This window comes from Polaribacter sp. HaHaR_3_91, assembly GCF_019278525.1.
Taxonomy (GTDB): Bacteria; Bacteroidota; Bacteroidia; order Flavobacteriales; family Flavobacteriaceae; genus Polaribacter.
In genome coordinates, this window is sequence record NZ_CP058986.1 from 1,843,888 (window position 1) to 1,859,827 (window position 15,940).

The following is a 15,940-nucleotide window of genomic DNA, read 5'->3' on the forward strand; positions in this document are numbered from 1 at the left end:
TTCTCAAAGTTTGACCTTTCGAGGTAGAGAGTAATCACACAAAGTTGCTCAACGCTGTGTTCTCTTCTTTATGTGACTTTTCATTCCATCCGAAGTGATAAGTTGGAGTTTTGTTCTTTTTTCTACTTGGTTAGTATCTCTGAATAGTTTCTCTCTCCAAAAGGGTAAACATAGGGTAAAATATTCTTTTCTGAATGACAATCTATGTGTGAAAAAAGAATAAGAAAAGTTAATTTAGTCTTGATTCTTGTATTTTTTAGCGAAGCAGTTTTGAAACATTTTCTATATAAAACAAAAAACTCGAAGCCTAAAAGCTTCGAGTTTTTTATAATTTATGAGTAGAAAGATTAAGAAAAGAATTTCTCCATTTTTAATTTTTCTTCTTCAGCCAAAGCAGCATCTACTAAAATACGACCACTATGTTCATCGATAGTAATTTTCTTTCTATTTGCTATTTCTAATTGCACCTGAGGTGGAATTGTAAAATAAGAACCTCCAGAAGCACCACGCTCAATAGCAACTACTGCTAAACCGTTTTTTACTTTAGTTCTAATTCTTGTATAAGCAGCAAATAAATGTGCATCTAAAGTTTGAGAAAACTCTTCAGATTTCTGAGCTAATAACTCTTCTTCTTTTTCAGTTTCTTTTAAGATTGCATCTAATTCAGCTTTTTTATGGCTTAAATGTTTTTCTTGTTTTGCTAACTTTTCGTTAGTAGCATCAATTACCTCTTTTTTCTGAGCTATTTTTGCTTTGTATTCAATAATTCTTTTTTCAGCTAATTGAATTTCTAAATCTTGATATTCAATTTCTTTAGATAAAGAGTCAAATTCTCTGTTATTTCTAACTTTCTTTTGCTGTTCATCATACTTTTTCATTAACCCATTAGACTCATCAATAGCTAATTTTTTGTTGTTAATGTCAGTTTCTAAGTTTGCTGCGTCTTGGTTTAAGTTCGCAATTCGCGTGTTTAATCCGGCAACTTCATCTTCTAAATCTTCAACTTCTAAAGGTAGTTCACCTCTAACGTTTCTAATTTCGTCAATTCTAGAGTCGATTAATTGTAAATCGTATAAAGCTCTTAACTTTTCTTCAACCGAAATTTCTTTCTTCTTTGCCATGTTTATATATAATATATAGGATTTGTACTTTCTTCTGATAAAATGACTGCAAAATTACTAAATTTTTTCGTAAGATAGTCTACCAAAAGGTTTTTTGTAAACTGTTCACTCTCATAATGTCCAATATCTGCCAAAAGGATACTGTTTTCAGCTTTAAAAAACTCATGATATTTAAAATCTGCACTCACATATGCATCTGCACCTGCTTTTATTGCATTAGAAATGGCAAAACTACCAGATCCACCTAAAACAGCTACTTTTTTTATTTTTTTATTGATTAAATTAGAATGGCGCACACAATCCGTTTTCATTGTGGCTTTTAAATATAAAAGAAAGTCGGTTTCATCCATCTCTGATGGAAGTTCAGCAATCATTCCCATTCCAATATTTTGGTGTATATTTTCTGTGGTTATAATTTCATATGCTATTTCTTCGTAAGGATGATTTGCTTTTAAAGTTTTTAAAATAGCAGCTTCATTCTTACTTTCGAAAGTGATAGAAATTAAAGTTTCTTTTTCAGTTGTATCTTTTCCTTTTATACCAATAACCGGATTCGATTTTTCGTTTCCTCTAAAAGTTCCTTCACCTAAAATATTAAAAGAACAATTATCATAATTCCCAATATTTCCTGCGCCTGCAGCAAATAGAGAATTTCTTACTGCTTCTGAATCTTTAGTAGGAACATAAGTGGTTAGTTTTTTAATAATTCCCTTCTTAGGAATTAAAACTTTAGGATTTTCTAAACCTAAAACTTCGCACATTTTAGCAGAAACACCATTATTAGAATTATCCAAGGCAGTATGCGTTGCATAAATAGCAATGTCATTTTTTATGGCCTTTAAAACTACGCGTTCTACATACGAATTTCCGTTTAGTTTTTTTAAACCTCCAAAAATAATAGGATGAAAACTAACAATTAAATTACAGTTCTTAGCAATTGCTTCATCTACCGTTTTTTCTAAGGTATCAAGAGTTACTAGTACACCAGAAACGGTGGTATTATAATTCCCTACTAATAAACCAACATTGTCAAAGTCTTCAGCATAATTTAAGGGAGCTAATTCTTCTAAGTAGTTGGTGATGTCTTTTATGATCATAAATAAATATTGTGTCAAAAAATCAAAGTTAACATTTCTGTTTATAAATTCATAATAATGACTTACTTTTTGGATGTGAATTTCTTCAATTTGTTAAAATAATTGCGTTATAGCCTATGGAAACTCTTTAAAGTAGATTTTAAAAGAAAGTTGCGTAGACAAATTTATCCTTTTCTTTGATTAAACTTATTTGTTTTAAAACAATTGCAGGTTTTTGTAGTGTCTGTTTGAGCGCTGTCGAGAATTATTAGGTTTCTAAAATAAGTTTCGATTAACATTAACTATACATTTAGATTGACACTAATAATTTATATAACGAACTAATTTCCGCTTTAAAGAATACAGCAATCAAAATAATCGATAAACTTTACAAAAGAAATTTACGTGAAATTCGTGTTTTTTTTCTTTTTTAATGTGTGTAACCTGCTTATTTTTGAATCAATGAAATTTCTAAGATTTTTACTTTTTCCGTTTGCCATTATTTATGATGTGGTCACTAGCATACGAAACTTTTTTTTTGAAGTAGGTTTTTTTAAACAGACTTCTTTTAAGATTCCGATAATTGTGGTTGGCAATTTAAGTGTGGGAGGAACTGGGAAAACTCCGCAAATAGAATATTTAATCCGTTTATTAAAAGATGGTTTTAAGACAGCTGTTTTAAGTAGAGGATACAAACGTAAAACAGAAGGTTTTGTATTGCTTAATAGTACGCATTCTGCGGAAGATGTTGGAGATGAACCTTTACAATACTATAAAAAGTTTAATACCATTGATGTTGCTGTTGATGCAAATAGAGTAGCAGGAATTACTAAGTTGATTACAGACAATGCTCCTGAAGTTATTTTATTAGATGATGCTTATCAACATAGAAAAGTAAAAGGTAGTTTTTACATTTTATTGACAAAGTATGATGATTTATTTACGGATGATTTTTTATTACCAACAGGAAATTTAAGAGAAAGTAGTAGTGGAGCAAAGCGAGCGGATGTTATTTTGGTTACCAAATGCCCTGTAAATTTAACGGAGTCTTCCAAAAACAGTATTAAACAGAAGTTAAAGAAGTTCCATAAAAAGGTGTTTTTTACAACGATTTCTTATGATGATCAAACGGCTGGATCTGAATCTATTTTGGTGAATGATTTAAAAGACTACGATGTTTTATTAATAACAGGAATTGCAAATCCAACACCACTTTTATCTTTTTTAACGGAGAAAAACGTGAATTTTAAACATTTAAAATTCCCAGATCATCATCATTTTACAGATAATGAAATAGAAATAATTAAGAAGGAATACACGAATTTAAAGTCTTCTAAAAAGCTTATTTTAACAACAGAAAAAGATTACGTGCGTTTAGAAAATAGGGTGGAAGCACTTTCATTTTTAGGAATACAAACTTCTTTTTTAGAAGGACAAGAAGTGTTTAATTCAATACTTAAAAACCATATACAATAAAACCAGCGTTGTTAGGACGCTGGTTTCTTTTTTTGATTTTTGTTAGAAGTATCTTTTTAAGAACACCTCATTTATAGGACACCATTTTTTTTAATAAGTCACATGATGTTTTTTTCTCTGAATTTATAAAATATAAAGACCTCAGATGGTTTTAATATCTAAGGTCTTTGTATTTATTATACTATTTTAAAAACTAAAATTTCTTGCGTTAGGGATAGAAGTAGAAAGCCCACAGCCCAGAAAGGTCGAGTACTTGTAACGAATAAGCCCGACCCTTGTGGTAACGCCCAAATACTTTTTACATTTCCATAGAGTGAAAGACGTTTTGCACGTCATCATCTTCTTCTAGTTTCTCCAACAATTTTTCTACATCTGCTTGTTGCTCTTCGTTTAATTTTGTGGTTGTAGTAGGGATTCTTTCAAATCCTGAAGATAAAATTTCTGTACTATTTTCTTCAAAGTAAGTTTGGATAGCTCCAAATTGCTCAAAAGGAGCATAAATGATAATTCCTTCTTCATCATCAAAAACTTCTTCAACTTCAAAATCGATTAATTCTAACTCTAACTCTTCTAAGTCGATTGTAATATCTTCTTTTTTGATTGTAAAAGTACATACATGATCGAACATAAAAACGACAGAACCAGAAGTACCTAAATTACCATCACACTTATTAAAAGCAGACCTTACATTGGCTACAGTTCTATTATTATTATCTGTTGCAGTCTCTAAAAGAACCGCTATTCCGTGAGGTGCGTACCCTTCAAACAAAACTTCTTTATAGTCTGCAGTATCTTTATCGGTAGCTTTTTTAATTGCACGTTCTACATTATCTTTAGGCATGTTTGCAGCTTTTGCATTCTGCATAACTGCCCTTAATCTAGAGTTAGAATCGGGATTTGGACCACCTTCTTTAATAGCCATTACAATATCTTTACCAATTCTAGTAAAGGTTTTTGCCATTGCTGACCAACGTTTCATTTTTCGTCCTTTTCTAAGCTCGAATGCTCTTCCCATTTCTAATGATGTTTTTATAAAAATTATAAATACAAATGTAAAAATTAGCAAGTTGATTCACAATTTTTTAAACAAGGATTTTTTAGAAATATACCTATTTGTAGGTATTGTTCTGAGTAACTATTTTTTATAGTTTTAAGGTGAACCTTTTAAATATATAAATTATGAAAAAAATTACTTTATTACTTTTACTTCTTTGTTCAATTACTGCTTTTTCGCAAGTAAAGCTAACCTCTGCTACAGAAGAATATTACAATGGTACAAGTTGGGAGAATAATTATAAAAGAACGTTTACTTATGATGCAAACAATAACCTAGTCTCAGAAAAATCTTATTATAGGGATAGTAGTACTACTAGTTGGGAATTTAGTAGTAGTGAAACCTATGTGTATAATGCTGCCAATAGGGTTGTTAGTAGTACTTATGAAAGTTTTGATGTTTCAGGCAATATATCTTATGGTTATAAATCAAACTATACGTATAATGGTAATAATCAAGTTACGGAATCAATTGATTTAGAATTTACTAATGGAGTTTGGGTAAACCAATATAAAAGTACTTATGCATATACTAATGGAAAAATTACTAGTGTCGTAGGTCAAGATTGGAATGGTTCCTCTTGGGTTTATGTTACTGATGGGGATCAGCAAGACGCTTCTTCTAAAATTACCATAAGTTATGGTGCAAATGATTTGGTTTCAGAATTTATTTATGCTGATTGGAACGGTAGTTCTTGGAGTTTAGTTGATAAAGAGTTGTATACATATAATACAAATAATAAAATTGTTCGTATTATATCTTATGATTGGAATGGGGCTGCCTATGAAACCTACTTTAAGGAAGAGTATACTTATGATGCAAATGGTAATTTAATCTTAGAAAAAAGTTTTGATTATAGTAATGGTTCTTATGAGCTTTCTTATGAAACAAGTTATACGTTTGATTCAACTCAAATGATGAGTAGTTTTACGCATCCATTTAAAGATCAATTTGGTTTTGATGCGTTAACAGGGCAAGAGAATTTTTATGTAAATAAAATACTAGGGTATGAGGAAGAAGATTATAGAACGACTTACAATTATGGAGAAGCTACAGCAAGTGTAAAAGATTTTAGTTCTATTGATTTTGCAGTGTTTCCAAACCCAACTTCTTCAATTTTAAAGATTGATGATACTAGTTTTGCTTTAAAAAATATAGAATTATTTAACGTTTTAGGAAAAAAAGTATTTGTATCAACTAAAAATGAAATAAATATAGCACATTTAGTGAATGGCGTTTATCTATTGAAAATAGAATCAGAAAAAGGTAATGTGGTTACAAAAAGAATAATAAAAAATTAAAAGTAAAATTATTTTATGTACCAAAAAGAGCCTTCATGTAGTGTTACTAGAAGGCTCTTTTAATACATAAACGTATGGTTATTTTAAAAGATCGTACGTTTCTTTTGCAATTTCTAGTTCTTCGTTGGTAGGAATTACTAAAATCTTCACTTTGCCTGTATCTTTCTGAATTTCTCTAATTTCTTTAGAACGAATGTCGTTTTTTTGTTCATCTAATTCAATACCAAAAAACTCTAAATTTTCGCAAGACATTTGTCTCATTAAAATTGAGTTTTCTCCAATACCGGCTGTAAATATAATAGCATCTAATCCATTTAAAGCAGCAGTATAAGCACCTATAAATTTCCTAATTCTATAACCTGCTAAATTTAAAGCGATTTGGCACTCTTCATTACCATTACCTGCTTTTTCTTCAATTTCTCTTAAATCAGAATAACCAGTTAAACCTTTCATTCCAGATTCTTTTTGTAAAATATCATTTACTTCATCTGCAGATTTACTAAATTTCTTCATTAAAAAGAAAATAACAGATTGATCGATATCTCCAGCACGAGTTCCCATAACTAAACCGTTGGTTGGTGAAAATCCCATAGTGGTATCAATACATTTTCCGTCTTTAATTGCAGACATACTACAACCATTACCTAAGTGAATCGTAATTATTTTTGATGATTTTTCACCTAAATGTTCTATTGCTTTTTCGGAAACATATTTATGACTAGAACCATGAAAACCATAAGCTCTTACTTTATTTTCTTTTAAATAAATAGTAGGAATTGCATATTGGTACGCTTCCTTTGGCATTGTTTGATGAAAAGCAGTGTCAAAAACAGCTGTTTGCTTTGCAGAGGTAAAAATGGTTTCAGCAACTTCTATACCAGTTAAATGTGCAGGATTGTGTAAAGGAGCTAAATCAAATAAATCTTTAATATTAAATTTTACTTTTTCAGTAATAAGAACAGTACCGCTATATCTGCTTCCTCCATGCACAACTCTATGTCCAATTGCTTTTATTTCATCAACTGAATTTATAACACCTAATTCTGGATCTAATAAAGCTTTTGCTATTTTTTTTAAACCAACTTCATGATTTAATATTGGTGCGACTTCAGAGTGTTCTTTATCTTCTTTTTTGTGTGTGAAAATGGCATCTTCCATACCAATTCTTTCTACCAAACCAACGCATTTTACAGCTTGAGAAGGCATTTCTATTAATTGGTATTTTAAAGATGAAGAGCCTGCATTTATAACTAAAATATTCATATTATCCTTGGTGTGCTTGTATTGCTGTTAATAAAACGGTGTTAAAGATATCTTCTACTGTACAACCTCTACTTAAATCGTTTACTGGCTTGTTTAAACCTTGTAACATTGGGCCAATTGCTAAAGCTCCTGTTTCTCTTTGTATAGCTTTGTAGGTATTGTTTCCTGTATTTAAATCTGGGAAAATTAATACAGAGGCTTGTCCAGCAACTTCAGAATCTGGCATTTTTGTTTTTGCCACAGACATATCTACGGCTGCGTCATATTGTATAGGTCCTTCAATTTTTAACTCTGGATGTAAGCGTCTCACTATTTCTGTAGCTTTTCTCACTTTTTCTACTTCTTCTCCTTTTCCAGAGCTTCCAGAAGAATATGATAACATTGCTATTTTTGCATCTATACCAAAAGCTTCTGCAGATTGCGCTGAAGAAATTGCTATTTCTGCTAATTGTTCTGCGTTAGGGTTTGGGTTTACAGCACAATCTCCCATTACAGAAACTCGGTCTGATAAACACATAAAAAATACAGAAGAAACTACAGATACACCTGGTTTAGTTTTAATTAACTGTAAAGATGGTTTTATGGTATGCATAGTAGTGTGCACTGCACCAGACACCATTCCGTCTGCTAGACCATTCATAATCATTAAGGTTCCGAAATAAGAAACATCGTTTACTAAGTCTTCGGCAATGGTTTCTGTCATGCCTTTATGTTTACGTGCTTCATATAATGTTTTTACAAAAGCACCATTATGTATAGAGTCTTCCGGATTTAGAATGTTTATTTTATCTAAATCTATTTGTAATCCAATTTGATCACATTTAAGTTGAATTGTACTTCTATCTCCTAATAAGGTTAAGTCTACAATATCTAATAATTGTAAACGCGCTGCTGCAGTAATAATTCTTTCATCATCACCCTCTGGTAAAACAATATGTTTTTTATAAGCTCTTGCTTTTTGTAGCAAGTTGTATTGAAACATACTTGGTGTTAATTTTACGGAATTGTATGAAGTAAGTGTATTTGTTAAACCTTCTGCATTCACATATGTATCAAAAGTATCTAGAGATAGTAATATTTTTTTGTTATGGCTTGCGTAAATTTTAGATTTTACTGCGCCAATCTTATTGGTAATACCAAAAGTACCTCCCTTAACGGAAATAATAGGCACGGTAGATTGTACACCTTCAATTAGTTTGGTAATGGATTCTTCTGGTAGTAAAGAACCTGTTAAAACAATTCCTGCAATTTTTGGATAGTTGGTAGAAGCATTAGCTTGTAAAGCACCCAAAATAATATCTGCTCTGTCCCCAGGAGTAACTACTAAAGCATTTTCTCTAATTCTTGTTAAATAGTTGCGCAGTTGCATAGCTCCAGTACTATAACTTCCTATGGCATTGTCTAGAAATTGTTCTCCAAATAATACTTTACCTTCTAAAGCTTGTAAAACTTCTCTAACGGTTGGATATGCTAAAAAGTCAATTTTAGGAATTACGTTTATTTGTAAGTTTTCTGGAAAACTTTTTTCTAATTCTTGTTGAATGTAGTTTACCTCATCACCTTCAATTTTATTAGCAATAATACCAATTACATCTACTTCTTTTTTGATAAAAGACTTATAAGTAAGTTGCATGGTGTTTACAAAATCTTTCTTTTTCTTGCCATTTCCAGAACCCACTATTAAAGCAGGAATACCTAGGTTTTTGGCAATCATTAAATTTACATCTAGCTCTGTAAAACCACCTTCACCAGAAAAGTCTGTACCTTCTACTAAAACATAATCATATTTAGCTTCAAGCTTTTTATATTTTTTAATTACTTTATGAATAACGTCATCTGTTTTTCCTTCACTTAAAAGTTCTACAACCTCGTTGTGCTTATATGCATAACAGTCATCATAATCAATATCTAAATTAAAAAAGTTAATAGCAGTATTGGTATGATCATCAAATTTACTGTCTTTAACTTCGTTGATAATAGGCCTAAAATATCCTACTTTAGATGATTTGGTTAACATCATTCTTAAAAGACCTAATGATACCAAAGATTTACCACTGTCGGATTCAATTGCGGCAATATATATAGCTTTACTCATTTTTTTTTGTTAATTGTATTTGCAAAAATATGTTTTAAAGGAACTATTAAGTATGATAATAGTCATTTTTGGATGTTGATTTTATAGAAAAAAAAATACCTGTTTAGATATTATTTACAAAATGTTGGCAGATATTTAAACCTGTAAAACCCCCATATTAAATTGTTTTGTAATAGGAGCGTGGTTTGCTGCTTCAATTCCCATGGAAATCCAATCTCTAGTTCTTAACGGATTAATTACAGCGTCTGTCCAGATTCTGGCAGCGGCATAATAAGGTGAAATTTGCTTGTCATAACGCGATTTTATTTTGTCAAATAATTCAGCTTCTTTTTCTGGAGTTATTTCTTCGCCACGTTTTTTTAGTGATGCCGTTTCTATTTGTAGTAATACTTTTGCAGCAGAATTTCCGCTCATTACTGCTAATTCTGCACTTGGCCACGCAACAATTAATCTAGGATCGTATGCTTTACCACACATTGCGTAATTACCTGCTCCGTATGAGTTTCCTATAACAATTGTAAATTTAGGAACTACAGAATTACTGACAGCATTTACCATTTTAGCGCCATCTTTTATAATTCCACCATGTTCAGATTTAGAACCGACCATAAAACCAGTAACATCTTGCAAGAAGACCAACGGTATTTTTTTCTGATTACAATTGGCGATAAAACGGGTAGCTTTATCTGCGGAATCGTTATAGATTACTCCTCCAAATTGCATTTCTCCTTTTTGTGTTTTTACTAATTTACGTTGATTGGCAACTATACCAACTGCCCAACCATCAATACGAGCGTAACCAGTAATAATTGTTTTTCCGAAGCCTTCTTTGTATTGTTCAAATTCAGAATTATCTACCAAACGCTTTATGATTTCTAACATATCATATTGTGCATTTCTTTCCTTCGGAAGGATTCCGAAAATATCATCTTCATTTTCTTTTGGCGGAAAAGCTTCGGTTTTACTAAAACCAGCTTTGTCATAATCACCAATTTTATCAATAATGAATTTTATTTTATCAAGCGCATCTTTATCGTCTTTTGCCTTGTAATCTGTAACTCCAGAAATTTCACAATGTGTAGTTGCGCCACCTAAAGTTTCATTGTCTATAGATTCGCCAATAGCTGCTTTTACAAGATAACTTCCGGCAAGAAAAATACTGGCTGTTTTATCTACTATTAAAGCTTCATCACTCATAATTGGTAAGTAAGCACCACCAGCAACACAGCTTCCCATAACGGCAGAAATTTGAGTAATTCCCATACTGCTCATAATGGCGTTATTTCTGAAAATACGTCCAAAATGTTCTTTGTCTGGAAAAATTTCATCCTGCAATGGCAGATAAACACCCGCAGAATCTACTAAGTAAATAATTGGTAATCTATTTTCTATGGATATTTCTTGAGCACGTAAATTTTTTTTTCCTGTAATAGGGAACCAAGCACCTGCTTTTACAGTAGCATCGTTTGCTACAACAATACATTGTTTTCCTTTTACGTATCCCATTTTTACAACTACACCACCAGAAGGGCAACCGCCATGTTCTGCATACATATCTTCACCAGCAAAAGCACCAATTTCTATAGATTTAGAATTGCTATCAAGAAGGTAATCGACTCTTTCTCTTGCGGTCATTTTACCTTTTTCATGCAGTTTGTCAATTCTTTTTTGACCACCACCTAGTTTTACTTTGGCAAATCTTCTTTTTAGATCTGATGCTAACAATTTATTGTAATCTTCGTTTTTATTGAAGTTGATATCCATCGAAATTTATTTCTTAATTTATGCTAATTTAAGAAATATTCTTTTGATTAAAATGATAAAAAAAAGAGGTTGTCTAAAAAGGAGTTTTTTTGTCAATCTGAATTTATTTCAGAATCTTAGAATTACCTAAATTTAGTAAGTTTAGATGCTGAAACAAGTTCAGTATGACAAGGTTTAAAACTTTTTAGAAGACCTCTTTTATTTTTTTAAAGACGCTTTTATTTTCTTAATAAAGAAAAATGGCCTTTTTTAAGAATTGGCTTTTTTTCAGTATCAATAGGTATTAGTTGTACAGAAAACCAATAGTCATTAGAAGAGAGGAGTTTACCATTGTAGGTACCATCCCAACCGTCACTATTTATGGTTGTTTGTGCTATTAACTTGCCATATCTGTTAAAGATGTTAATAGTACTGTTTGACTGATATAAGCTGGTATTAATTCCTTTTACTGCCCAAGTATCATTTTTTCTATCGCCATTTGGCGTAAAGAATTTAGGGAATTGAATAACAGAAACCATTAGTTCTGAAGAACCACAACCATTTTTATTTTCAACAATTATTTTATAAATTCCGCCTTCTATATCTTCAAAAACATTACTATCTTGATAAGAGCGAATTGTCATTCCGTTTTCATCTTCTAGCGCATATAGAAATTCTTCGTTAATTAGTGGATTTCTAGGAATGTCTATTCGGATATTTAAATTAGAATTTATAATAGAAAGATCATCTGTAATGGTAACAAAACTTTCTTCTAAATTCTCGAAATCTGATTTATAAACGGTGATGGTTCTTTGTTTAGAACAAGTTTTTGTATTTGTTGGAGTTGTTTTACTAAATGCTGTAACGGTGTAAATTCCTGCATCGGCAATTATGATTTCTTCTGCATTTCCACCAAATGGTGTTCCGTCTTTTAACCATTCATAATTGTAATCACCTATTGTATTTACTGATAATGTGTAAGGAATATTTTCTGTACATATAATTATAGGATCATTTGGTGCTTCTTCATCAACATTAAATTCTGGAATCTTATTTACCTCTAAATAAAACTCACCAATTCCTTGACAATTGTTATTTGTAATACTGATTAATTTGTAAAAAATAGTAACAGGGTTTCCGGTTGTATATGGATTGTTTTTGTTTCTATAATTACTTAGATTTTGAGTTTCTGTAATTTCATTTAAAGACCTTGTTCTATCATCATCAGACTCATAAAATTCAATTTTTATATCAGAATCTGTAGAGATTTTATTAGGTATACTGCTTAAGTCAAAAAAAGTAATTCCGTCTTTATCGTCGTTGTTAATGGTGTTATTTCCTTCCGTATCTAAAAAATCGTCACATTGATAAATGGTGTCATTAAAAGTTTCGTTAGGAGCATAACTAACGATTAAATTAATTTTAGAAATACTGTAACATCCTGTTGTATTAGAAATGGTTTTTACCCAAGATTCTCCTGTATTGTCTACAAAATAACTTGTTTTATCTGCAACTTCTGGTGAGTCATTTTTGGCGTCTAATTCAGTAGCATAGTATTTAAAAGTTACATCAGTTTCATTTGTAATGTTAATTTCTGCTTCCGTAAGATTAAATGTTGTTTGCAGGTCTGCATCATTATCACATTGGTATAATTCTGCAGAATTATTTTCAATAGCAGGTTTTGGGTTTACTATTAAAGTAATTGTATTAGAGATTAGACCACAAGTATTACCTAGTTTGTTAAGTTGTACTCTAAATTGAAAATTGTTTATTTCTTTAGAAGCTGCTGTAATTTTTAATTTTGAAGTATCTACATTATTAAATTTAGTATCATCAATAATTGAATTCTCGATAATATTTATGAATCTAATTCCATCATCAACGGATATTTGCCATTGAAAAGTTGAGGCATTTGTTTCAATTTCTATTTCGTTTACATCTCCTTCACAAAAAATAACATCTTCAAATGTTGTTATAATAATAGGTGCTGAGGTTGTGTAATTGGTATTAATAGGATTTATATAGCCGTCAGAGTTTATAACTTTTCCGTTGTTATCAACATCTAAATAATTTGGAGATAACCTACCAGAAGCATCTCTCGTAAATCCAGCTTCAATAACATCAAAACAATCATCACCATCAGAATCTAAATCAACAAAATCAAAGAAGGAGTCTTGGTTAGTAACGATTAATGTAGTGCTATCAGAATTTTTGAGAGGAGTCTTTAATACCCCTGAATCTGGTGAAGTTTCTAAGTCATCTAACAAACCATTTGTACCAACTGTTCCATTAATTTTTCCATCATTATCGGTATCAAAAACTCCATTTCCAGATTCAATAACATCATAAATACCATCGTTATCAGCATCGTAATCTAAATAGTTTTTAACACCATCTGCATCTGCATCTAAATTTGTTGTAATGGTACCAAAAACATCATCTAAACCATCAAGATCAGCATCTGTTTTTGTTAACGAAATATCTTGACCATAAGCATCATACAAGTCAGGAATTCCATCATTATCAGCATCTAAATCGAACATGTTCTCTATACCATCTCCATCAGAATCTAACGTAAAACACGTTAAACGGATAGTTCCGTTAAAAGTAGAAATATCACGACTAATATTGTTATAATGCTCAAAAGAAATGTTTGTAATTTGATTAGCAACAAATTGAAATGTACTTGTACCAGCTACAAGATTTTCTTTAAATTTAAACTTAATTACTGAAGCAGAAAATTGCGTAAAATCATCTTCAAATTCATCATCAAAATTAGAGTCTATTAAAATTTGATTTTCTGGATCTATTAAAGTGATGTTTTTCTCCGTTTGTGATAGCTTTATAATAAAATACTCGTTATTAGAAATGGTATGATTTGTAGTACTGTTTTGGGTTAGTTTAAAGTTGATGTTGTCGTCAAAATCTAATGTGTATTTAGAGTTTGATGTTCCACTTGCATTAGCCGTAGAAATAAAATCACCAGTTGAGTTTCCTGTAAAAGTTGTGTTTTCTGTAGTTAAACTAGCAGAAACTGCTGTTAAATTATTTTCTACAGTTGGATTGTTTATATCAGATAAATCAATGGTTTTATTCCCCAAAGATTCATCACAATTTAAAATTCCGTCGTTATCAATGTCAGCATCTACGTTGTCTATAATACCATCATTATCATAATCATCCGGACAAATACTAACAGGGATTTCTGAAGATTCAAAAGTTGTATTTGTACAATCTATTTTACCAATTAGTTGATAGCTTCCTGGTGCAGTTGGTATTAGAGTAGCAGAAGTTTCATTTGTATCAATATAACCGCTTCCATCATTAAAGTACCATTTAAAAGAGTCGAACAATTCTGTGTTTGCAGCTTGTAATTTTAAATCATTCCCAAGACAGTTACCTAATGTAGATATAGCTACGTTAAATTTTATTTCTGGGTTAGAAGGAAAACCAGAAAAGAAACTACCAGAAGATGCAGAACCATTTTGATTGAAATAAGCACAATATAATTCATCTGTGCTATCAATAGAAATGCTACCTGTTAAATTAGTTACTTTATAAGTTACGTAATTAGAATTTCCATCAACATTAAATGGGCCAGAAGTAGAGTAGTTAGCAATTGGTTGAGAGTTTATATTTACAGTTGCACCAATGTTGGTTACAATAGTTATTCCACCTGTAAAAGTTGTGTTACCAATATCTTCAATATTTGGAATGTTATCTACTTTTCCTCTATTTTCACAACTTAAAGGAGGTACAAAAAATAAACCTTGATTTGCTTCGTTGTTATTTGCTCCAATTCCTTGGTAAGCAAAAACTTGATAAGAAGTTTTTACATACATATTTCCATTTGAACTGTATTTATTACCTTCTATTAAATAATATTCTCCAGCATTTATAGTTTTTTCAGAAGTAGTGTTTCCATTAATAAACACTTCAGTATGATCTTCGTGAGCAACAATTAATACGTTTTCCCAATCATTAGAACCATTTCCTTTTACAAAAATATATTCCGAACCAACCTTATCGATACCAACGATTTGATCTATTCCGTAATCTCTCCCGTTGCCATTATGAAAACTTCCGTTAACAGAACCTGTATTTACAACAATAGGTTTGTCTGAAGTAATTAAAGTACCAATTAAACCATCTCTATTTATCGTGTTATCAAAAGAATTTGTAGCAACAACATAGCTTTCTCCTTCATTTAAAAGAATATTAGAAATTGGTAAAGAACCAGAATAATTTTTTATCAAAATTCCCGCAGGTAAATCATCAAAATCTACAATAGTATTATCTTCTGTAGCCATTACAGAGATAAAATTTAAGTAGTTGTCTTGTGGATTTTCATTTGTAAACATTCCTGCTCTAAAAGAGGTTCCTAAAGCAGATGAACCTTTACTTACTAAAGCTCCAGCTTGCGCTCCTCCACCAGCTAAAACACGTATAGAAACATATATAACATCACTAGCTTCTATTATATACCCCTTATTAGAATGCACCACACTTGTTTGTCCCGAATCTATAAAAAGCTGAGTATCTCCGGTTCCTATCGATATTTCTTGAGGAGAGGTGTTGGTGACAGTACCTGTAATATCATCATTAGAACCAATTTGGGTAATTGTATAACTTACATTTTGGTTGCTTGGAGTTGAAATATAAAAATATTGATTTTCTGGATTTGCATTTCCGTTTTCCGCATACGTTAATGGTGGAATAAAGTGTTTTTTACTTAATTGAGCATTTATATTTTGAAAAGTAATAAAACAGATAAAAAATAGTAATACGTGGGGGAAACTTTTGCGCATTGT

At 30.9% G+C, this 15,940-nt stretch carries 9 protein-coding genes; 2 read left to right on the top strand and 7 right to left on the bottom strand.

Features of this window, described 5'->3' with window-relative positions; all coding sequences use genetic code 11:
• Positions 1-347: 347 nt before the first annotated feature.
• Entirely contained in the window at positions 348-1,121 is a 774-nt protein-coding gene (locus H0I27_RS07705) for a zinc ribbon domain-containing protein (protein WP_218733330.1), read from the bottom strand.
• Between the two features lie 2 nt (positions 1,122-1,123).
• On the bottom strand, positions 1,124-2,218 hold the full coding sequence (locus H0I27_RS07710; protein ID WP_218733332.1) for a Nif3-like dinuclear metal center hexameric protein: 1,095 nt from the start codon (positions 2,216-2,218) through the stop codon (positions 1,124-1,126).
• 441 nt (positions 2,219-2,659) lie between these two features.
• Between H0I27_RS07710 and lpxK the strand changes: the two genes are divergently transcribed.
• Complete coding sequence (gene lpxK, locus H0I27_RS07715; RefSeq protein WP_218733334.1) at positions 2,660-3,673, top strand: tetraacyldisaccharide 4'-kinase; 1,014 nt, start codon at positions 2,660-2,662, stop codon at positions 3,671-3,673.
• Positions 3,674-3,971: 298 nt separating this feature from the next.
• Here the strand turns inward: lpxK and H0I27_RS07720 are convergent, their stop codons facing one another.
• Positions 3,972-4,688 carry a YebC/PmpR family DNA-binding transcriptional regulator gene (locus H0I27_RS07720; protein ID WP_218733335.1) on the bottom strand — a complete coding sequence of 239 codons (717 nt, stop codon included), beginning with the start codon at positions 4,686-4,688 and terminating at the stop codon, positions 3,972-3,974.
• Positions 4,689-4,852: 164 nt separating this feature from the next.
• On the opposite strand from H0I27_RS07720, the gene H0I27_RS07725 reads away from it, so the two are divergent.
• Positions 4,853-6,028, top strand: coding sequence for a T9SS type A sorting domain-containing protein (locus H0I27_RS07725; RefSeq protein ID WP_218733337.1), 1,176 nt, complete (start codon positions 4,853-4,855; stop codon positions 6,026-6,028).
• 78 nt (positions 6,029-6,106) lie between these two features.
• Here H0I27_RS07725 and H0I27_RS07730 read toward each other — a convergent pair whose 3' ends face one another.
• The 4 genes from H0I27_RS07730 to H0I27_RS07745 form a co-directional block, all read right to left on the bottom strand.
• Positions 6,107-7,291, bottom strand: a complete 1,185-nt coding sequence (locus tag H0I27_RS07730; RefSeq protein ID WP_218733339.1) for an acetate/propionate family kinase — start codon at positions 7,289-7,291, stop codon at positions 6,107-6,109.
• Position 7,292: 1 nt separating this feature from the next.
• A complete protein-coding gene (gene pta, locus H0I27_RS07735; RefSeq protein WP_218733341.1) occupies positions 7,293-9,386 on the bottom strand; it encodes a phosphate acetyltransferase in 2,094 nt (697 codons plus the stop codon).
• Positions 9,387-9,521: 135 nt separating this feature from the next.
• Positions 9,522-11,150 carry an acyl-CoA carboxylase subunit beta gene (locus tag H0I27_RS07740; RefSeq protein ID WP_218733343.1) on the bottom strand — a complete coding sequence of 543 codons (1,629 nt, stop codon included), beginning with the start codon at positions 11,148-11,150 and terminating at the stop codon, positions 9,522-9,524.
• A 218-nt stretch (positions 11,151-11,368) separates the two neighbouring features.
• Positions 11,369-15,937 (bottom strand): T9SS type B sorting domain-containing protein, encoded by a 4,569-nt coding sequence (locus H0I27_RS07745; RefSeq protein WP_218733345.1) that lies wholly within the window; start codon positions 15,935-15,937, stop codon positions 11,369-11,371.
• Positions 15,938-15,940: the final 3 nt, after the last annotated feature.